Source organism: Nocardia citri, from assembly GCF_054065835.1.
Window position 1 is genome coordinate 144548 of record NZ_JBSUQM010000002.1, and the last position, 20035, is coordinate 164582.

The following is a 20035-nucleotide window of genomic DNA, read 5'->3' on the forward strand; positions in this document are numbered from 1 at the left end:
GGGATCGGGGTCGAGGAAGAGCGCGACCGATCGAGGAGTTCCATTGAGTGACAACATGAGATCCGACGCTCGTACCTGCACGGTTTGCGCGCGTCTGGCGGTGCGTGCCGTCTTGTCGAGCGCGGACCTCGGTCCCGATCGTGTGTCGTTCAGAGACGATCGGATCATGCTCGAATTTGCTGAATCGGACGTTGTAGTCGGATTCGATTCACAGGTGGACGGCCAGGAATGTCTGATGACGATCGTGGCCGCCGTGCGAGCTCCCGCCCCCAACCTGGACACGTGGTGGACGAAATGGGAGGTCCCCATTCCGGATCATGCGCCGGCGGAAATCCTGATCGATGAGGTCCGGAATGGCCGGGAGCAGTTCAGGCGCCGGATCGACGATTGGCTCGGCGTTGATCTGCGGAGGCGAGCAGGATGACAGCGAGTTGTCGGAACGTCGATCGGCATTCAGGGCTGCAGGCTGTCGAGGACGCGGTTCAAGAGCTTGACCAGTACTGCCTGCTCTTCCGGCGTCAGCTTGGCGATTCCTTTGTGATACTGCCGCCAGGCGATCGGCCAGAGTTCCTCGACGAGAGCTTCACCCTCTTCGGTGACGGACAGGCGCAGGTAACGAGCGTCGTTCTCGGCGACCTCTCGCTTCACCAAGCCGCGTATGTTCAGCTGATCGATCATGCGGCTCAGCGTCGGCTGATCGACCGCAGTATTTTCGACAAGCTCGGTCAGCGACATACCAGGTGTGCGAAGCAGCATTGCCAGTACTCGCCATTGTCGCGCTTTTACTGGCGAGCGTCTGATGGCATTGTTGAAATTTCGGTTCCAAACATTCGTCGTCTGATTCAGAAGGTACGGCAGGAACTCCTCCGTGACGAAGGCCGAGTCACGCAATACCGGTACGTCTGTTCCGTTGTCGTTCGGCGGAGGCGAGCTCGAGTCCTCGTTGCCTCTTCTGCTCTTCATCAATGTTCCGATCGGCGTGATTTTTGCGGTCCGAGTAAGGGTGGACTTATCAATCGTAGAGGATCGGCTTTCGTCGTCGCGCAGGCTGCCGGCTGCCTGATCGAAGACATTTATAGCGTTTGCATTGCGGCCGTTATGAATGTAACATAACCGCATTCGGCAAGGCCGCAGTTTCACGTGTGGCTTTGGAGTGCAAGATCAGACGAGCCATTGTGCGGAAAGGACGATAATATGTCCGATTCATTTTTTGCTGCTGTTCGGGCGGCTTTGGGTGATGGTGTGGTGGATACGTCGTCGGGGGTGTTGGCGGGGTATGGGTTCAATCGTTTGCCGGGTGGGGATTGTTTGCCTTCGGGTGTTGTTTTTCCGGGTTCGACTGCTGATGTTCGGGTGTTGGTGGGGTTGGCGAATGTTCATGGTGTGTCGTTGTGGCCGACGAGTACGGGGCATAATTTGGGGATGGGGGAGTATTCGCCGGTTCGTGGTGGTCAGGTGGTGGTGGATTTGGGGAGGCGGATGAATCGGGTGTTGGAGGTGGATGAGCGGTTGGGGTATGCGGTGGTGGAGCCGGGGGTGACGTTTCGGCAGTTGCGGGCGGAGTTGGCGGCTCGGGGGGATGGGTTGATGGTGAGTGCGACGTCTGGTCCGCCGGATGGTGGTGTGTTGGGGAATGCGTTGGATCGGGGTGCGGGGTATACGCCGTATTTTGATCATTTTGGGATGTTGTGTGGTATGGAGGTGGTGTTGCCGGATGGGGAGGTTTTTTATCCGGGTGATGGGTCGTTGAGTGGGTCGGGGATGCGGTTTTTGAACAAGTCGGGGTTCGGGCCGTTGTTGGATGGTTTGTTTTCGCAGTCGAATTTTGGGATTGTGACGCAGGCGGCGATTTGGTTGATGCCGCGGCCTCCGGTGATTCGGTCGTTTGCGTTCACGTTTCCTGATGATGGGGATTTGGCGGAGATCATCGAGTTGGTGCGGCCGTTGAAGTTGGCGGGTACGGTGCCGACGTTGATGAAGGTGACCAGTGATCTGTATGGGATCGGTACGCAGGAGTCGTATCCGTATGAGCGGACTGGTGGGGTGATTCCGTTGCCGGATGAGGTGCGTCGGGAGTTGCAGGTCGCTCATGGGGTGGGGGCGTGGACGGTGTCGGGTGCGTTGTATGGTCCGAGTTTCGAGGCGTTGGATCCGGTGATCGAGCGGATTCGGGCGCATTTCGAGGGGTCGGGGAAGGCGCGTTATATCGCGCATGAGGAGATCGAGAAGTCGGCTCTGTTGCGGATTCATCTGGATACGTTCAGTGGTGAGCCGACGGAGTCGGAGTTGGGTTTGTTGGATTGGCGTGGTGGGGGTGCGACGTGGTTTTTGCCGGCGACGGCGATGGTGGGGGAGTTGGCTGAGCGGCAGCAGCGGGTGTCGCGGCGGGTGTTGGCGGAGTATGGGTTCGATTACATGGTGGAGTTCGTGTGTGGTCCGCGTGCGGCGCGGGGGTTGCATATCATCATGTTCGATCGGGGTGATGCCGATGAGTGTCGGCGGATGGCGGAGTGTTATGCGGCGTTGGTGGCGGCGTATGACGAGATCGGGGTTCCGATCGGGCGTACTCCGACGGATTGGCAGGAGCGGGCGGGTGCGCGGTTGCCGGAGTTCGGTCGTTTGACTTCGGCGATCAAGCGGGCGATCGATCCCAATGGTGTCATCGCCCCCGGAAAATACGGAATCCTGTAGGGATGATGAACGCTCTCGTTACACCCACCATTACTCCTGGCGGCACAGTCATCCAGCTCGTCGCCCCGGAGCAGTTCGAACAGCGCGGCACTCCCATTCCGGAGCCTGGTCCCGGCGAAGCTGTCATCGCAATGCGTGCTCTGGGGCTGTGCGGCACCGATCTCCACATGTACGGCGGTCGCGGTGACACATATCCGCATGTCGTCGGTCATGACGGCGCAGCCGTCGTGCACGCTCTCGGCGACGGCGTACACGACATCACCGTCGGACAGCGAGTGACCATCGACCCTGTCACCCGGTGTGGCGCATGCGCCGCATGCAGGCGCGGAGCAGCTCAGCTGTGCCCGCACGGTGGCTACCTCGGGATGATTGGACCGGGCCTGCTGGCCGAGTACGTCCGTTTACCCGCATCTCAGCTCGTGGCCTTACCCGACGAAGTGTCGGACCTGGCCGCCACGGTCCTCGAGCCGGTTGCCGTTGCCGTGCACACGCTGCGCAGGACCGCTCCTGTGCTGGCCGAGCCCATTCCATGCGCTGTTGTCGGCGGCGGGCCGCTGGGAATCCTGCTGGCCCAGGTCCTGAACTATCGCGGATACGAATGTCATGTGTTCGAGCCACAGCCGAGCCGACGGGAACTCGCCGCTGAACTCGGCCTGAACGCACACGAGCCAGTGGCGCAAGACATCGGTTCCGGTCCGCGCTTGGTGGTCGAGACTTCGGCGGCCGCGGCAGGTGTCGAACTCGCCGATCAATTGGCCACCCCGGGGTCGATCATCGCGGTCGTAGGCCGTGCCCCGATCTCGATCGCACCGCCCAGTGTCTTGTTGAAGGAACTGACGGTGTTCGGTATCAAGGGTGGGCCGGATTGCTACGCGGAAGCTGTTTCGCTGGTAGCGGAGGGTGCGCTCGATCCCGAGCGTGTCATCACCCATGACTTCAACTGGAACGAAGCCGCGCACGCGTTCCGTCTGACTTCGGAATGTCCAGACGCGGTTGTGCGCAGCGTCCTGCATGGGGACTGGTGACAACGATGTCATCGCCAGAAGTCGTTCGCTACGGCAAACATTCGAGTCAATATGCCGAGTGCTGGTTGCCGCCGAATGAGACGGTCCGCGCAGTTGCGATCCTCATCCACGGTGGGTGGTGGCGCGCTCGCCACGATCTGCACCTGATGGATCCGCTCTGCGCCGATCTGGTGAACCGCGGATTCATCGCCTGGAATATCGAGTACCGCCGTATTGATGGTGACGGCGGCGGATGGCCTCAAACGCTGATCGATGTGGCCGATGCGATCCGGGCCCTCAGCCATACTTCGACTGGTCTTGCGGACGCGCCCCTGGTCGCCATCGGACACTCGGCGGGTGGGCATCTGGCTATTTTGGCGGCACTGCAGAACCTCGTACATGGGGTAGTCGGTCTCGCGCCTATTACCGACCTGGAACTCTGTTACGAGCAGGGGCTTGGTGAACGAGCCGTTGGTGCATTCATGGGCGCCGGTCCACTGCAGGAGGCGGTCGAATATCGAGCCGCGTCTCCCGTGCATCAGGTGCCGATCGGCGTGCCACAACTGATCGTCCACGGCGATGCGGATAATCGAGTCCCGATCGAGCACAGCCGCGCGTATGTGTCGGCAGCAGAATCGGCTGGGGATCAGATCTCGCTACTCGAACTGCGCGGGGTCGACCACTTCCAAGTAATCGACCCCGGTGAGCCGAGTTGGCTGAGCGTCACACAGTGGCTCGAGGACCGTCTCGAAGTCTGGGGGACCGGTCGCGGGCTGGGTTGAGCGGAATCGGAGTGTAGTCGTGAGTTTTCTCGGACCGGGCGCGAGCCTTTCGGCGTTGCCGGCACTGGTTGCTTCGCCCGAGCAACGTGCCCTGGTAGATTCCGTTCGGCGCTGCCTGAGCAAGCGCTGGGATCTGCGGGTCCTGCTGGACCAACCACCACTGACCGGCGAGCAACGCGCCGAACTGTGGCGACAGCTGTGCGCCGACGTCGACCTGGTTGATCTCGGGATGGCGACGGAGATGGGCGGCCTCGGAGCCACCGCAGTCGAACTCACACTGGTCGCAGAGGAATTCGGACGATTCCTCTGCCCGGTTCCGCTACTCACGGTTCTCGGTATCGCGTTGCCGTGCCTCGCGTCGGTGCCGTCCTCAGCGGTAGCAGACGACCTGATATCGCGAGCGCGCGAAGGGGCAGTGATCACCTTCGCGCAAGCGCGGGCGCCCCTGCGCGCTCGCGGCGCGCATGACGGCCATCTCAGGATTTCCGGCCAGCTCGAATCGGTGCTTGACGCCGACGCCGCCGATGAGCTGTTGCTGTCACTGGATCTCGATGGTGAGCAAACCTTGCTGGCGGTCGAGTTGCAGCAACCGCCGGTCCGGACTGTCGTGCTCGAAGGTCTCGATCCGAGCCGTGGACACGCCTCGATAACTATGACCGACGCGTTTGCTCGGGTTGTCGGTCGCGTCGATCGGGACGACCGCTCTGTGAATTTGCGGGATCTGATGCTGGCATCGGAGCTTGTGGGAGTGAGCGTCCGCGCTCTCGAGTTGGCAGTGGAACATGCGAAGACACGGATCCAGTTCGGTCGGGCTGTCGGGTCCTTCCAAGCGGTAAAGCACAGGTGCGCCCGCATGCTCATTGCTCTCGAAGAAGCCCGGTCCTTGGTCCGGTACGCGGCATGGTGTTTCGGCCGACCCGGGGTCGACAATGCGCTGCCGGTGCGGGAGGCGACGTGCTCTGCGGTCGATGTCGCCGGTCGGCTGACCGGTGATCTCATCAAAATACTTGGGGCTCTTGGGTTTACATGGGAGCATGTGGCTCACTTGTACTTCCGTCGCGCACGTGCTGACGCAGTACTTTTCGGGGCACCGCTCGAACGCCGACGTCTCATCGCCGAGGAGGTCTTGGGATGAGCGCCGCGGTACCTATGCTGGCACGGCTCAACGCATTTCTCACCGAGCACGCCCCGCAGCGAAGTGACTGGCTGGATGGGGGTGGCGCTGCTGCCTCGATCGCCGAGGCGAGGCAGTTCCAGCGCGCACTCTATGAGGCCGGCCTGGCGGGGCCCACCTGGCCGCGCGACTACGGTGGGCTAGACCTGTCCGCACAACAACAAGCGCTGTATGCGATCGAAATGGACATGTTCGTGCCGCCGGTTGCCGAACTGACGCTCGGCCTCAGCGTGTGCGGACCGGCCGTGCTCCATTTCGGAAGCCATGCGCAGCGCACCGAGTACGGTCGTGCCACCCTCCGTGGCGATATCGTGTGGTGTCAACTGTGGTCGGAGCCCGAAGCGGGTTCCGACTTGGCGGCACTGCGGACCTCCGCCGTCCGGACAGCGGATGGTGATTGGATCGTTACCGGCCGGAAGGTATGGACGACGGGGGCACACTACGCGGACTACGGGCTTTTGCTTGCGCGAACCGAAACCGAGGTTCCCAAGCATCGTGGCCTGAGCATGTTCATCGTCGACATGACGACGCCCGGGGTCGAGGTCCGCCCGCTTACCCAGATGACCGGCCGGGCCGAGTTCAACGAGGTCACCCTGAACCACGTGCGGCTCCCTGCTGGCGCAATACTCGCAGAACGTGCCGACGGCTGGCGAGTCATGACCTGGATGATGGGCCATGAACGAACCTCGGTCGGTATGAATCTGCGGGATCCGTTCATGATCGGCTGGAACGAGCTGAAGGCGGTGGTCCGGAACTCCGGCCAGGCTGGCGACCCTGTGGTGCGCGACAGACTCGTCGAATTGCGCGTCCGCATGCGCGCGGCACAACTGCTGAATATGCGAATCAACCAGGAGGTTGCTGCGGGCACGGCCTCGATCGTGCTGGGGTCCGCGGCGAAAGTCTCGGAAGGGCTGGCACTGCGGGATGCCGCGGAGTTCGCCTATGAGATCGCAGGATCCTCTGCTTGGGCCGAGACAGACAAGACGAGCAGCCGCATCGCCGATGCCCTCCTGCAGAGTCCCGCATACGGCCTAGGCGGGGGCACCGAGGAGATTCAACTGAACGCACTCGGCGAGCGAATCCTGGGCTTGCCGAAGGAACCCGGCTGACGGGTTCTTCCTGTTTCGGGGAAGCCGCAACTCGGGGGTCCGTCAACTATTCGACGTGGTCCTCAATGCAGATGAGGAAGCCGACCGCGATCAGCGGTGGGCTGGCAGCAGAGCGATCATCTCGATCGACGCCAACGCTGAACGGAAGCGGCGACCCAACCGGAATCAAGAAGGGCCGCCGCTTCCGCGATGAGTTCGGTTCGGATCGTCAGATCACCGGAACGCGGGGATTCCGGTCAGCGCGCGTCCGATGCTCAGCGCATGCATCTCTTCGGTGCCCTCGTAGGTCGCCACAGTCTCGAGATTGTTCATGTGCCGCATCACCGTGTGATCGAGAGTGATACCGGCCGCGCCCAACATCCCGCGCGCGGTGCGCGCGATCTCGAGTGCGGTACGAACATTGGCGAGTTTGCCGTGGCTGACCTGCTCCGGCGTGATGCGGTGGGCGTCCTTCAGCCGGCCGAGCTGTGCGGCGGTGAGTCCCGCACTGGTCAGCGCGATGGACATATCGGCGAGCTTGCGCTGGGTGAGCTGGAAGGCGGCCAGCGGCTTACCGAACTGGGTGCGCGTCAGGGTGTACTCCAGAGCCTCTTCGAAGCAGGCGCGGGCCGCGCCGACCGCACCCCAAAGGATGCCGTATCGGGCTTCGTTGAGGCAGGAGAGTGGGCCCTTCAGTCCGCGAACTTCCGGGAAAGCCGCTGTCGCGGGCAGGCGGACGTTCTCCAGGGAGAGCTCGGCCGTCACGGACGCACGCAGCGACAGCTTGCGCTTGATCTCGTAAGCTTCGAAGCCTGGCGTGTTCGTCGGTACCACGAATCCGCGGATACCTTCGTCGGTCTGGGCCCAGATGACGGCGACTTCGGCGATGGTGCCGTTGGTGATCCACATTTTCGAGCCGTTGAGGATCCAGTCGTCGCCATCACGCTTGGCTGAGGTGCGCATCGACGCGGGGTCGCTACCGGCCTCCGGCTCGGTCAATCCGAAGCAGCCGATCGCCTCACCGGCGGCCATCCGGGGTAGCCACTCCTGGCGGTGCTCTTCGGTTCCCCAGCGGTGGATCGCGAACATGGCCAGTGAGCCCTGCACCGAAACCAAGCTGCGTAGGCCGGAGTCCACAGCCTCGAGTTCGCGGCATGCGACGCCGTAAGCGGTGGCTGTAGTCCCGGCGCAGCCATATCCCTCGAGGTGCATGCCGAGCAGACCGAGCTTGCCGAGTCCGGGCGCGATCTCGAGGGGGATAGTGCCGCGCTCATACCATTCGGCTACATGCGGCGCCAATTCCGAACGGACGTATCCGCGCACAGTCTCACAGATGGCGCGTTCATCTTCGGACAGTAGGCTGTCGATATCGAGGAAATCGCTGGACGTCATCACTTTCCCTTCCATGCGGGCGGGCGCCCGGCGTTGAATGCTGTGTGGAATTCGGCATGGTCATCGGTGGTCATCAGTAGGGCCTGGGTCATCGCGTCGAGCTCCATCGACGACGACAGCGACATATCCAGCTCGCGCGTCAGCAGCGACTTGGTTTGCGCCAGCGCCAGGGTCGGCCCGTTCGCGAGCCGATCGGCCAGGGTCGCGACCGCGTCGTCGAGTTGCTCATCGTCGACCAGCTGCGAGGCCAGGCCGTAGCGGTCCGCGGTCTCGGCGTCGATCGTGTTGCCGAGCATCAACAGGGACGTGGCGCGACTGAGACCGACTACCCGGGGGAGCAGGTACGCGGCACCCATGTCGCCGCCGGACAGGCCTACCTTCGTGAAGAGGAATGCGAAGCGGCCCGATCGTCCGACAATGCGGAAATCAGCGGCGAGAGCGATAACCGCGCCGGCACCGGCTGCAATGCCCTGAACCTTCACAATGATCGGAATCGGGCACTCACGCATTGCGCGAATGACGTCGCCGGTCATCTTGGTGAACTGCATGAGTTCACCGGCCTGCATCTTGATCAGTTCGCCGATGATCTCGTTGACGTCTCCGCCACCGCAGAATCCGCGGCCTTCTCCCTGAATCACCAGCACCTTGACGCCGTTGTGATGCGGCAGTTCGGCGAGCAGGTCACGGAGGTCGGCGTAGGACTCGAAGGTGAGCGGATTGAGTTTGTCCGGGCGGTTGAGCGTCACCGTGGCGACGGAACCATCGACCTTGAAGTCGAAATGCTCCCAGGTCGTCGTGAGCGGAACCGATGCTCTGAATCGTGTCACAGGATGCTCCTTGCCTTGAACAACTCGCGGGCGATGATCGAGCGCTGGACTTCAGAGGCGCCCTCGTAGATGCGCGGTGCGCGGACGTCGCGGTACAAGTGTTCCAGCGGGTGGCCGCGTTCCAAAGCGCGGGCACCGTGGAACTGCAGACACTGATCGACGATTGTCTGGGCGGCCTCGGTAGCGAACAACTTGGCCATTGCAGCAGATCGGGTAATTTCGCTGCGTGGTGCCCCGGAGTCGTATGTTCGCGCTGCGGTGTGGACGAGCAGCCGCGCGGCCTGCAGCTGGGTGGCCAGGTCGGCCAGTTTGTGGGCCACCGACTGCTGCGCAGAAAGCGGGCCCCCATATGCCTGGCGTGTGGAGACATGATCGAGGGTGATGTCGATCGCGGACTGGGCCATCCCGACGGCGAAGGCGCCGACGCTGGGACGGAACAGGTCCAGGGTGCGCATTGCGACCTTGAAACCGGCATCGACCTCGCCGAGTACATCGGTCGGATCGACTCGCACGCCATCGAAGCGCAGACGCCCGATGGGGTGCGGCGACAGGAGGTCCAGGTGTTCACCGGACAGGCCCTCGGCATCGCCGGCCACAGCGAAAGCGGTGACGCCGCGTGCACCGGCACCTTCGGTAGTGCGGGCGAAGACGGTGTAGACGTCGGCCTCTGGTGCGTTGGATATCCAGACCTTCTCACCGTGCAGTCGCCAACCGTCGCCGTCGCGGTCGGCGCGCAGAGCGAGGGCCGCGGCGTCGGATCCTGCGTCCGGCTCGGTCAGCGCGAACGCGGCTACGGTTTCGCCGCGGACCACGCCGGGAATCCAGCGCTCCACGGTCTGCCGCGTGCCGGACTGCAGGATCGGGTAGCTTCCCAGGCCCTGGAGAGCCAGCGTGGTCTCGGCTTCGGTCGACACGCCTGCGATGGTTTCGCGGAGCAGACAGAGTTGCATCGCCGCAGCATCGCGCGGCGCTTCCTCAGGTGACCCGCCGAAGAGGCCGCGGAGCAGGCCGTGCTCGCCCATGGCTGCGAGCAATGGGCGATTCACCCGCCCCTCGATCCCCTTCTCGACGTGGGGAAGCAGATGGGTCACGGCCAGGTGGCGAACGTCTTGCGCGTACGCCTGTTCGTCGGTGGTAAGGATTGTCATCGAGTCTCCAATTCCTTTACGCCCCACCGTGCGTGCCGGGTTTCGGTATGGCCCTCACGAATGAGCTGGAGTCTCGGCTTGGGGCCGTCGGTGCGGCCGGTCTGCGGTTTGCGCCGGCCCGCCTTCCACGGGGCAGGCCACTGGGCGCCGGGCCCGGCGTACTCCTGCTCGGCGGCTGCGTGCAACGTCCAGCTCGGGTCGTAGAGGTGGACGCGGCCGAGAGCGCAGAGATCGGCTCGGCCGGCAAGCAAGATGGAGTTGGCGTCGTCGAAGGAGGAGATGACGCCAACGGCGATAGTGGGGATGCCGAGTTCGTTACGGATCTTGTCCGAGAAAGGAGTCTGGTACGAGCGCCCGAATGCCGGCTTCTCGTCGGGGGTCACCTGACCGGTCGATACGTCGATGGCGGCTGCGCCCGCTTCCTTGAATGCCGCGGCGATGGCGACCGCGTCGTCAGCGGTAATGCCGCCCTCTACCCAGTCCGTGGCCGAGATACGCACCGTCATCGGCTTGTCGTCCGGCAGGACCGCGCGCATGGCGCGGAACACCTCGAGCGGATAACGCAGTCGGGCCTGCAGGTCACCACCGTACTGGTCGGAGCGCTGATTCGTGACGGGCGAGATGAACGAGGAGAGCAAATAGCCGTGCGCGCAATGCAATTCGATGAGGTCGAACCCTGCTTCATCGGCTCGCCGGGCCGCGTCCACGAACTGCTGTTTGATTTCGGCGAGGTCGGCTTCGGTCAGTTCCCGGGGCACCTGGTTGACTCCCGCCTTGTACGGGAGCGGAGAGGGCGCGACAATCTCCCAATTGCCCTCGTCCAGGGGCTGATCGATGCCGTCCCACATGAGCTTGGTGGACCCCTTGCGGCCGGAGTGACCGAGTTGGATGCCTACCTTTGCCGGTGTCTCCCGGTGAGCGAATTCGGTCAGCCGACTCCATGCCTTGCTCTGCTCGTCGGTCCAGATGCCGGCGCAGCCGGGGGTAATCCGGCCGATCTCGCTGACACACACCATTTCGGTCATGACCAGGCCGGCGCCGCCGAGCGCTTTTCCGCCGAGATGGACGAGGTGGAAATCATTCGGCAGGCCGTTGGTCGAACGGTACATGTCCATGGGGGACACGATGATTCGGTTGGCGAGTTCGAGCTGTCCGAGCCGGAACGGCTGGAACATCGGAGGTGTATCCGGTCGATGGTCGGGGTGCTGTGCGGCAAACCAGGTGTTGACCTGTTCGACGAACTCCGGATCACGGAGCTGAAGGTTCTCGTAGGTGACCCGTCGACTGCGAGTCATGATGTTGAAAGCAAACTGCATGGGGTCCTGGTCGACGTACTGACCCAGGTTCTCGAACCACTCCAGGCTGGCCTGCGCCGCTCGCTGGGTGGAGAGCACGACCGCCTTGCGCTCGGTCTCGTACTCTTCGAGCGCCGCGCTGACGCTGTCGTGCTCCTGCAGGCATGCGGCCAGCGCGAGTGCATCTTCCATCGCCAGCTTGGTGCCGGAACCGATGGAGAAGTGCGCGGTGTGGGCGGAGTCGCCGAGCAGCACGATATTGTTGTGGCACCAGTGCTGGTTGCGCACTGTTGTGAAGTTGATCCACCGCGAGTTATTGGCCATCACCTCGTGGCCGTCCAGAACGTCGGCGAACAGTTCTTTGATCCGCTCGATGGACTTCTCGTCGGAATCGCCCGGCTTGAAGTCCTGGTCCGCGAAGACATCGAAACCTGCTGCCCGCCAGACCTCTTCGTTCATCTCGACGATGAAGGTGCTGCCGTGTGCGTCGAACGGATACCCGTGTACCTGCATTACGCCGTGCGGGGTCTCGCGGATGTAGAACTTGAATGCCTCGAAAACCTTGTCGGTGCCCAGCCACATGTATTTGCAGTCGCGGCGGTCGAGGCTTGGTCCGAACGATTCGGAGAACTTGGTCCGGACAATCGAGTTGAGGCCGTCGCAGGCAACCACAAGGTCGTGTGTGGCCGCCAGAGTTTCGACGTCGGGGGCCATGGTCTGGAAATGCACGACGACCCCGAGATCGGCGCAACGCTGTTGGAGAATCTCCAGTAGACGTTTGCGGCTCATGGCCGCGAAACCATGGCCTCCACTGGTGAGCATCTGATCCCGGAAATGGACGTCGATGTCGTCCCAGCGAGCGAACTCGCGCTGCATCGAGTCGTAAATAGCCGAGTCGGCGTGCTCGATCCCGCCTAGCGTCTCATCGGAGAAGACCACTCCGAACCCGAACGTGTCGTCCGCAGCATTGCGCTCCCAGACGGTGATCTCATGTTCGGGCCCCAGCTGTTTTGCCAGCGCCGAGAAGTACAGGCCACCGGGGCCTCCGCCGATGACTGCAATACGCACGTTTGCCTCCTGGCTGAATCGGTCAACGATTCGATGATATGCCGTAAAACGTACGGCCGTCAATTTTGATGCATATCGACTCGGTCGGGCGCCCGCAGGCGACCCGTTGACACCTGGTCCTCGAGCTGAACTCGGGATCAGGGACGACCTGTCGAATCGGCGATCTCACAAAGGGCGCGGATGTTATCGGGCCACGGAGTCGGACGTCCCTCGACGGGGTCGATGTAGACGGCAGACATCACGCCGCTGGCCGCGATTTCATTGCCGCGCCGGACGGTGAAGGCGTATCGAATCGAGGTGCGCCCCAGTGCCTCGATCTGGATGGTGATCGTGACCCGGTCGCGGAACCACAGCCGGGCCCGATAGTCGACCTCGTAGCGGACGCGGGGGATGACACCGAACACGTTCGGTAGCCCCAACTGCTCGTGCAACGCCGCTTCAGCCGCTTCAACCCATCGAATCACGGTCGAATGGTGGTAGTGGCCGGCGGCATCGGTGTCGGGCCATTCGACAATGCGCTCGATCGTTACCGTCGGCCCAGGCCTTTCGCTCATCAGGGTTCCCCGGCGCTCTGTGGCACCAGATCATGGAGCCGGAATCGCTGCAGCTTGCCGGATGCCGTCTTCGGCAGGGCGTCGACGAATACCACGCGGCGTGGGTACTTGTACGGTGCGATCCGCTGTTTGACGTGATCTTGGAGCTGCGAGACCACCTCATCGTTCCCGTCGACGCCGTCGCGTAGAACGACGAACGCGGTGACGATCTGGCCGCGCGCGGAATCGGGTAGTCCGACGACACCACACTCTCGCACGTCGGGGTGATCGAGCATCGCCTCCTCGACTTCGGGGCCGGCGATGTTGTAGCCAGAGGAAATGATCATGTCGTCGTTACGGGCTTGGTACCAGAAGTAGCCCTCGGCGTCCTGAATGAAGGTGTCCCCGGTGATATTCCAGCCGGCCTGGACATACACGCGTTGGCGGGGGTCGGCCAAGTAACGGCAACCGGTTGGTCCCTTGACCGCCAGGCGTCCTGGCGTGCCGGGCGGTACCGGGTCGCCCTTCTCGTCGAGCACCGTGGCGATGAAGCCAGGTACGGCACGACCGGTGGAGCCCGGTCGAATATCGTCGTCGGCGGCGCTGATGAAGACGTGCAGCATCTCGGTCGACCCGATGCCGTTGATGAGTTTGATACCGGTCTGCTCGTAAACCGCCTGCCAGGTGGCCGCGGGAAGGTGCTCGCCCGCCGAGACTGCGCGACGGAGCTTGGAAAGCGACTCGGCCTTGCCGGAGGCGAGCATGGCACGGTAAGCGGTGGGCGCGGTGAAACAGACCGATACCTGGTGCTCGGCAATCAACTGAGCGAGCTCGTCGGGTGTCGCCTTCTCCAGCAGCAACGCAGAAGCGCCGACTCGCAGCGGGAAGATCACGAGGCCGCCGAGGCCGAACGTGAAGGCGAGAGGTGGGGTGCCCGTGAAGACATCGTCGGCTTCAGGCCGCAGTACGTGCGCCGAGAAGGTGTCAGCGATGGCCAGGACATCGCGGTGGAAATGCATCGTGGCCTTGGGACGGCCGGTGGTTCCGGAAGTGCAGGCGATCAGAGCCACGTCCTCGGCCGCCGTGTCGATCGGTGAGAACTGTTCAGGCTTGTCTGCGATCGCCGCGGTCAAACCCCCTTCTCCGCCGTACTCGATCACGCGCAGGTCCGGAATGCCGGAGGAGATGAGCTCATCGGTGAAGCGGACATCGCAGAGCGCGAAGTCGACGGACGCGATCTCGGCAATTGCGGCCAATTCGTTTTTCCGGAGCAAGGGCATCGTGGTGACCGCGACAGCACCAGCCTTGATCACCCCGAACCAGCATGCGACCAGCCACGGGTTGTTGGGACCGCGGAGCAGGACGCGGTTGCCGGGCACGATCCCGTGATCTTCGGTCAGAACGGCGGCGATTTGATTCGAGATGCGGCGTAGGTCGCCGTAAGACCACCGTGTGGAATCAGGTGCGAGTAGGCAGGGCCGGTCGGCTCCCAATCGGTCTGCGACCTTGTCCAGAAGCTCGACCGCACAATTGAGCCTCGCGGGATAACTCAATTCGGGGAGATCGAAGAGCAGCTCAGGCCACTCTTCTGCGGGCGGGAGATTGTCTCCGCAGAAGGTATCGACGTGAGCGGAGGGTGAAGGCGGCATGGTGTCGCTCCTGACTGGGCCCTGATACTAGCGTGTCCGCAGTTTATGCATTAGTTGTGACGGTGATCAATAGTACGACATACAAACCGGTTTGTTGTCGCAGACTACGGTTCGAAAGTGCGGATGATCAGCTGGGAAGGACGGCGAAGCCTTGGACCTCGACCAGTGCCTCGGCGTCCCAGAGCCGGGAGACTCCGATGCCGGCCATAGCCGGGTACCAGTCGCCCACGAGCCGCTTCCATATCGCGCCGATCGCGCGCGAGCTGGACCGATAGGCGTCCATGTCGACGATGTAAATGGTCAGGCTGGCCAGGTTCGACGGCTTGCCGCCCGCGGCGGCGAGCGCCGTGAGCAAGTTGCTCAGGGCCCGTTCGAACTGCTCGGCAATGGTTTCGCCGACTATGGCGCCTGCCGGGTCGAGTGCGGTCTGGCCGGCGAGGAATACCGTCCTGCCTGTGCCCACCGCGGCGTGCGAGAAGCCTTTCGGTACGCCCAGTTCGGGCGGGTTCACGAATTCGAGGGGTGAGTGATCTGATTGCGCGGTCATGACTGGACTCCTCCGCCGTCGATGTTCAGGCCTTGTCCGTTGATAGCCGAGTTCGTGATGCACAGCAGCACAACCTCGGCCACCTCGGCGGTCTCGACCAGACGTTTGTTGGGTTGTTTGGCCTCTAGCGCGGCCCTCGCTTCTTCGGGGCCGAGGCCGGTCTTCGCAATGATGGCGTTGACGGTCTGCTCGGTCATCGGTGTGTTGACGTAACCGGGGCAGACGGCGTTTACTGTGATGCCCTTGGTTACCAGCTCGGCTGCTGCGGAGCGGACCACGCCGAGAATGCCGTGTTTGCTGGCCGTATACGCACTGATATATGGCTCGCCTTGCTTGGCCGCGACCGACGCGATCACGACTATGCGTCCGTGCTTGTTCTCGACCATCGTCGGAACGGCCCGGCGGATGCATCGGAACGGTGCGGTCATGTTCAGGTCGAGCATGTGCGCCCATTGCTCATCGGAGGTCTTTGCCAGCGGTGCGGACGTGCCCGCGCCTGCGTTGGCTACGAGGACACTCACCTCACCCCATGTGTTCTCGACTGTGGTGAAGAGTTGGTCGATAGCCTCGGTGGACGTGATGTCCGCAGGGATTACCAGGGTCTGACCTGCGCACAATCCGGCCGTTTCGCGTAGCTCGTTCTCGCTGCGCGAGGTGAGCGCGACGCGATAACCCTCCCGGCTGAGCCTGATCGCCACCGCGCGGCCGATGCCCCGACCAGCGCCGGTAACGAGGGCCACAGAATTCGAGTTGGACATTTCTAGACCTTGCCATGTAATGATTACGATCGTCAAGATTACGATATACGATCGGACGTAGTCAGGGAGACCATGAGTGAAGCGTTTCTGGTGAACGGTGTTCGCACGCCTTTCGGTCGCTACGGCGGAGCACTGGCCTCCGTCAGACCCGACGACTTGGCCGCTCACGTGATCGCCGAGCTGGTCCGGCTCCACCCCGCGGTGGACTGGAATGCTCTCGATGACGTGGTCCTCGGTTGTGCCAACCAGGCGGGTGAGGACAACCGCAATGTCGCCAGAATGGCGGTCTTGCTCGCTGATCTGTCCGTCGACGTTCCTGGGGTGACCTTGAACCGGCTGTGTGGCTCGGGTCTCGACGCTGTTGCCCACGCGGCGGCCAGCATCCGCTCCGGTGACGCCGACATCGTGATCGCTGGTGGCGTGGAGAGTATGACCCGCGCGCCTTTCGTTCTTCCGAAATCCGAAAATGCTTGGGCACGTACATCTTCGATATACGACACGACGATCGGCTGGCGGTTCGTCAACCCGCGCATCGAGCAGCGATATGGTACCGAATCAATGCCCGAGACTGCGCAGATCGTCGCCGACACGTACGCGATCGCGCGCAATGATCAGGACGCCTTTGCGTTGCGGTCCCAGCAGCGTGCGGCGCGGGCAATCGCATCGGGGCGCCTCGCACGTGAGATCGCTCTGATCGAGGTCGCTAATGGCGGTATCGTCGCCGCCGACGAGCACCCCCGCAACACTTCGATGGAGGCTCTCGCGAAGTTGCGCGCGATCGCACCGGGGGGAAGCATTACCGCTGGAAACTCGTCAGGCGTGAACGATGGTGCGGTTGCCGTGCTCATTGCTTCCGAACGCGCTGTCGCCGCTTATGGTTTGACGCCGTTGGCGCGGGTGGTCTCGGTCGCACATGCTGGTGTTGCTCCGCGTGTGATGGGTACCGGTCCGGTGCCTGCGACACGCAAACTTCTCGACCGTGTGAAACTGGATATCGGCGCGGTCGACATCATCGAACTCAACGAGGCTTTCGCGGCGCAGGCACTGGCGGTGACACGCGCTCTGGGGCTGCCCGACGACGCAGAGCATGTCAATCCCAATGGCGGTGCGATCGCGCTCGGACACCCGCTCGGGGCAAGCGGTGCGAGGCTTGCGCTGACCGCCGCAATGGAGCTCTCGGATCGTCAGCTACGTCGAGCCGTAGCGACCATGTGTATCGGTGTAGGCCAGGGCATTTCGGTGCTCCTCGAGGCTGTGTGAGGTATCGATGGGAATTACATACGAAACCCTGACGGTCGAAGACAAAAGTGGCGTCGCGCTTGTGACGATCAATCGTCCCGACGTACGCAATGCGATCAGTCAGGAAGTGCAGTCCGACCTTCGCTCCGCGCTCGCGGAGTTGAGTGAGGACGACCGGGTGCGGGCGGTGATCTTCACCGGCGCGGGCGACCGTGCCTTCGTAGCAGGTGCGGATATCCATCGACTGCGCGACTACACCAGGGAGACTGCGCTGCAATCGAGAATGCAGCGGCTTTTCGACGACATCGAGGCATTCGACAAGCCCACTATCGCTGCGGTAAACGGCTTCGCCCTCGGCGGTGGCTGTGAGCTGGCGATGGCGTGCGATATCAGAATCGCGGCCGAGAGCGCGCGATTCGGCTTGCCCGAAACGAACTTGGCGATCCTGCCTGGGGCGGGTGGAACCCAGCGGCTGACGCGACTTGTTGGGCTCGGACAGGCTATCGACATGGTCTTGACCGGTCGCCTTGTTTCTGCGTCCGAGGCGCTCGGCATGGGATTGGTGTCGCGTGTCGTCTCCGATGCGGATCTGCTCGCGAGCGCGTATGACGTAGCGACCGCGATCATGGCGAAAGGGCCTCTGGCGGTTCGCCTGGCCAAACTCGTTGTACGCCGCGGTGCCGATGTGGATCTGCGTAGCGGACTTGTGCTCGAACGCCTGGCGCAAGCACTGCTCTACGAGAGCGCTGACAAGCGAGAAGGCGTCGATGCATTCCTGGGCAAGCGATCCCCAACCTTTACAGAGAAGTAGGTCTCTCATGGACATTCAGCGTGTACTCGTGGTGGGCGCGGGGGCGATGGGTTCGCAAATCGCCTTGGTATGTGCCCGCGCCGGCTTGACTGTGGCCTGCTATGACATCGATTCTGCTCGCGTCGAGACTGCACACCAAGATCTGCGGGAACGCAGTGCCCGAGACGTGGCCAAAGGTCGTCGTGATCAGGCCGAGGAAGAGGCGGCTTGGGAGCGTCTGACCTTCGGCACCGACCTGGCGACGCTCATGACTGACGTCGATTTCGTTATCGAGGCCGCGGTGGAGAAACTCGACATCAAGCGCTCGCTATTCGCTGAGCTCGACCGGCTGGCTCCGGCGCATGCGATCTTGGCTACGAACTCGTCCGGCTTCGTTCCATCCAAGCTGGCCGATGCGACGGGACGCCCTGACCGCGTCTGCAACGTTCATTTCTTCAATCCGGCGCTGGTGATGAAGTGCGTCGAGGTGGTCGCCGGTCCACAGACCGCCCCCGAAACCGTAGCTGCCGCAGTCGATCTGGTTCGCCGGATCGGCAAGACCCCGGTCGTGCTATCCAAGGAGATTCCTGGCTTTATCGCGAACCGAATTCTGAATGCGGTGCGTGACGAAGCGATCCACCTGTACGAGAACGGAATCGCCACCGTAGACGCAATCGACACGGCGTGCCGCACCGCCCTCGGATACCCGATGGGCCCATTCGAACTCATGGATCTGACCGGTATCGACATCGGCTACTTCACCAAGATGGCGCGGTACTCGGAGACCGGCGACCCACGTGACGCGCCATCGAAAACCGTGACCGAGCTGGTCGAGCTCGGTCAACTCGGACGCAAAACCGGGCGCGGCTGGTACATCTACGACGAGCAGGGCCAGAAAGTCCGGCCCGCAGAACTGGTGAGCGTGCAGGCTGATGCGGCATCGGGGCCGGCTGTGGACGACAAGGACGTTTGAGAGTAGATGGCAGAGAGGCGAATCGGCCGTGTATCGTAGCGGGCCGAAACCGGAGATCGGCTCGATCCGAGCTGCGAATATCCAAGCCGAAGCAGCGAGCCGTCGGGTGAGACGGCAAGTGTCGGTGGGGGATTCGATGGATGCGACGACCGAGAAGCGTTCGTGCATCTGTCCCGTGGGCGGCTGAAGTCGGTCAGCGATCAGTTTCGCAGTGAGGTCAAACCGAGCTGAATCCCGACTCGAAGGAGAATTGTATGCGTTGTTTCATGTTCGGAAAGCACCTGCGCACGGGCCTTGCGCAACCCGATCGGCGGGGCGAGCTCACGATGGCGAAGGCAGCGGAGCTGGGAATCGTCGTCCTGGAACGTTGCATGACCGTGGGGCGATACGATTTCTGCTCTTTGCTCGAGGTTCCGGATGTCGCAGCGGCGGCAGCGTTCAGCCACTGGTTCCGCCGTAGGGATTTCGGGGACGCGGAGCTGCTCTTCATTCTCGACAGCGGCGAAGCCAAAAAGGCCGGCGAGCTTTCGACGGCTGATATTTCGTAAATCACTCCGGGCTCGATTCCGCGTAGCAGATGCATCGCCGCCTCGATGCGGCTCGAGACCTTGATTCGGCCGTCGCCGCGCCACCCGTGATCGCGGTGGTGTTTGTCGATCGCGCAACGGCTTGTTCGGCGTGAGCCCCAACGGGCCGTGGATCATGCCGATTCGGATTGATATGTGCTCATTGTCACTTATCGGCCGCGGCGGGAACGGTACAAGCGACGGCTGCTAGGGGAAGGGTTCCGGCGCAAGAAGCGTGATCACTTCAGCGGGACGTGCCGATCGGCGGTAGCGTGATCGAGCAGCAGACGCTTGCCTAACAGGTCCAGTTGAAGTGCGGCAACAGCTTTGGAACGAGATCACCTACACATGCCCGCCGGCGATATCAGCGACAGCGGCCGAACGGCAACACCAAGGTCGGCGACATCACGCTGTCTGCGTCAGAACCCCATTACCCGTGCAGGCGACGTACAGGCGGTAGCGCCGCGGCTCGAATTGCCGTATTGAGCTGTCGAAACTCGCGGCATACCGA

At 62.8% G+C, this 20035-nt stretch carries 19 protein-coding genes; 10 read left to right on the top strand and 9 right to left on the bottom strand.

What is annotated here, in order from left to right; all coding sequences use genetic code 11:
* The first annotated feature begins 235 nt into the window (after positions 1–235).
* Positions 236–424: a hypothetical protein gene (locus tag ACW2Q0_RS04355; RefSeq protein WP_457186377.1), complete on the top strand. Its 189-nt coding sequence runs from the start codon at positions 236–238 to the stop codon at positions 422–424.
* Between the two features lie 29 nt (positions 425–453).
* Here the strand turns inward: ACW2Q0_RS04355 and ACW2Q0_RS04360 are convergent, their stop codons facing one another.
* The gene (locus tag ACW2Q0_RS04360; RefSeq protein ID WP_457186379.1) at positions 454–1140 is read right to left on the bottom strand and encodes a MarR family winged helix-turn-helix transcriptional regulator; all 687 of its coding nucleotides are present in this window, start codon (positions 1138–1140) and stop codon (positions 454–456) included.
* A 54-nt stretch (positions 1141–1194) separates the two neighbouring features.
* On the opposite strand from ACW2Q0_RS04360, the gene ACW2Q0_RS04365 reads away from it, so the two are divergent.
* The 5 genes from ACW2Q0_RS04365 to ACW2Q0_RS04385 are packed head-to-tail and all read left to right on the top strand — an operon-like array spanning position 1195 to position 6760.
* Positions 1195–2691, top strand: coding sequence for an FAD-binding oxidoreductase (locus ACW2Q0_RS04365; protein ID WP_457186381.1), 1497 nt, complete (start codon positions 1195–1197; stop codon positions 2689–2691).
* A 2-nt stretch (positions 2692–2693) separates the two neighbouring features.
* Complete coding sequence (locus tag ACW2Q0_RS04370) at positions 2694–3716, top strand: zinc-dependent alcohol dehydrogenase (protein WP_457186383.1); 1023 nt, start codon at positions 2694–2696, stop codon at positions 3714–3716.
* Between the two features lie 5 nt (positions 3717–3721).
* Positions 3722–4477 (top strand): alpha/beta hydrolase family protein, encoded by a 756-nt coding sequence (locus ACW2Q0_RS04375; protein WP_457186385.1) that lies wholly within the window; start codon positions 3722–3724, stop codon positions 4475–4477.
* Between the two features lie 19 nt (positions 4478–4496).
* Entirely contained in the window at positions 4497–5612 is a 1116-nt protein-coding gene (locus ACW2Q0_RS04380) for an acyl-CoA dehydrogenase family protein (protein ID WP_457186387.1), read from the top strand.
* A complete protein-coding gene (locus ACW2Q0_RS04385; RefSeq protein ID WP_457186389.1) occupies positions 5609–6760 on the top strand; it encodes an acyl-CoA dehydrogenase family protein in 1152 nt (383 codons plus the stop codon). The genes ACW2Q0_RS04380 and ACW2Q0_RS04385 overlap by 4 nt, the downstream gene beginning before the upstream one ends.
* Before the next feature lie 213 nt (positions 6761–6973).
* Here ACW2Q0_RS04385 and ACW2Q0_RS04390 read toward each other — a convergent pair whose 3' ends face one another.
* The 8 genes from ACW2Q0_RS04390 to ACW2Q0_RS04425 all read right to left on the bottom strand — a co-directional run bounded on the left by ACW2Q0_RS04390 (position 6974) and on the right by ACW2Q0_RS04425 (position 15956).
* Positions 6974–8131 (bottom strand): acyl-CoA dehydrogenase family protein, encoded by a 1158-nt coding sequence (locus ACW2Q0_RS04390; protein ID WP_457186391.1) that lies wholly within the window; start codon positions 8129–8131, stop codon positions 6974–6976.
* The gene (locus tag ACW2Q0_RS04395; RefSeq protein WP_457186393.1) at positions 8131–8958 is read right to left on the bottom strand and encodes an enoyl-CoA hydratase family protein; all 828 of its coding nucleotides are present in this window, start codon (positions 8956–8958) and stop codon (positions 8131–8133) included. Before ACW2Q0_RS04395 ends, ACW2Q0_RS04390 begins: the two co-directional genes overlap by 1 nt.
* Complete coding sequence (locus tag ACW2Q0_RS04400; protein ID WP_457186395.1) at positions 8955–10106, bottom strand: acyl-CoA dehydrogenase family protein; 1152 nt, start codon at positions 10104–10106, stop codon at positions 8955–8957. Before ACW2Q0_RS04400 ends, ACW2Q0_RS04395 begins: the two co-directional genes overlap by 4 nt.
* Positions 10103–12469 carry a bifunctional salicylyl-CoA 5-hydroxylase/oxidoreductase gene (locus ACW2Q0_RS04405; protein WP_457186397.1) on the bottom strand — a complete coding sequence of 789 codons (2367 nt, stop codon included), beginning with the start codon at positions 12467–12469 and terminating at the stop codon, positions 10103–10105. Before ACW2Q0_RS04405 ends, ACW2Q0_RS04400 begins: the two co-directional genes overlap by 4 nt.
* Before the next feature lie 137 nt (positions 12470–12606).
* Positions 12607–13023 (bottom strand): acyl-CoA thioesterase, encoded by a 417-nt coding sequence (locus ACW2Q0_RS04410; RefSeq protein ID WP_457186399.1) that lies wholly within the window; start codon positions 13021–13023, stop codon positions 12607–12609.
* Positions 13023–14651, bottom strand: coding sequence for an AMP-binding protein (locus ACW2Q0_RS04415; protein ID WP_457186401.1), 1629 nt, complete (start codon positions 14649–14651; stop codon positions 13023–13025). Before ACW2Q0_RS04415 ends, ACW2Q0_RS04410 begins: the two co-directional genes overlap by 1 nt.
* A gap of 127 nt (positions 14652–14778) precedes the next feature.
* Entirely contained in the window at positions 14779–15198 is a 420-nt protein-coding gene (locus ACW2Q0_RS04420) for a RidA family protein (RefSeq protein WP_457186403.1), read from the bottom strand.
* Positions 15195–15956 carry an SDR family NAD(P)-dependent oxidoreductase gene (locus ACW2Q0_RS04425; protein ID WP_457186405.1) on the bottom strand — a complete coding sequence of 254 codons (762 nt, stop codon included), beginning with the start codon at positions 15954–15956 and terminating at the stop codon, positions 15195–15197. The genes ACW2Q0_RS04420 and ACW2Q0_RS04425 overlap by 4 nt, the downstream gene beginning before the upstream one ends.
* Before the next feature lie 72 nt (positions 15957–16028).
* Here ACW2Q0_RS04425 and pcaF point away from each other — a divergent pair, with 72 nt between their 5' ends.
* The 4 genes from pcaF to ACW2Q0_RS04445 all read left to right on the top strand — a co-directional run bounded on the left by pcaF (position 16029) and on the right by ACW2Q0_RS04445 (position 19506).
* Entirely contained in the window at positions 16029–17216 is a 1188-nt protein-coding gene (pcaF, locus tag ACW2Q0_RS04430; protein ID WP_457186407.1) for a 3-oxoadipyl-CoA thiolase, read from the top strand.
* A gap of 7 nt (positions 17217–17223) precedes the next feature.
* The gene (locus tag ACW2Q0_RS04435) at positions 17224–18006 is read left to right on the top strand and encodes an enoyl-CoA hydratase/isomerase family protein (RefSeq protein ID WP_457186409.1); all 783 of its coding nucleotides are present in this window, start codon (positions 17224–17226) and stop codon (positions 18004–18006) included.
* Between the two features lie 7 nt (positions 18007–18013).
* Positions 18014–18958 carry a 3-hydroxyacyl-CoA dehydrogenase family protein gene (locus ACW2Q0_RS04440; RefSeq protein WP_457186411.1) on the top strand — a complete coding sequence of 315 codons (945 nt, stop codon included), beginning with the start codon at positions 18014–18016 and terminating at the stop codon, positions 18956–18958.
* A gap of 266 nt (positions 18959–19224) precedes the next feature.
* The gene (locus ACW2Q0_RS04445) at positions 19225–19506 is read left to right on the top strand and encodes a hypothetical protein (RefSeq protein WP_457186413.1); all 282 of its coding nucleotides are present in this window, start codon (positions 19225–19227) and stop codon (positions 19504–19506) included.
* The last annotated feature ends 529 nt before the right edge of the window (positions 19507–20035 follow it).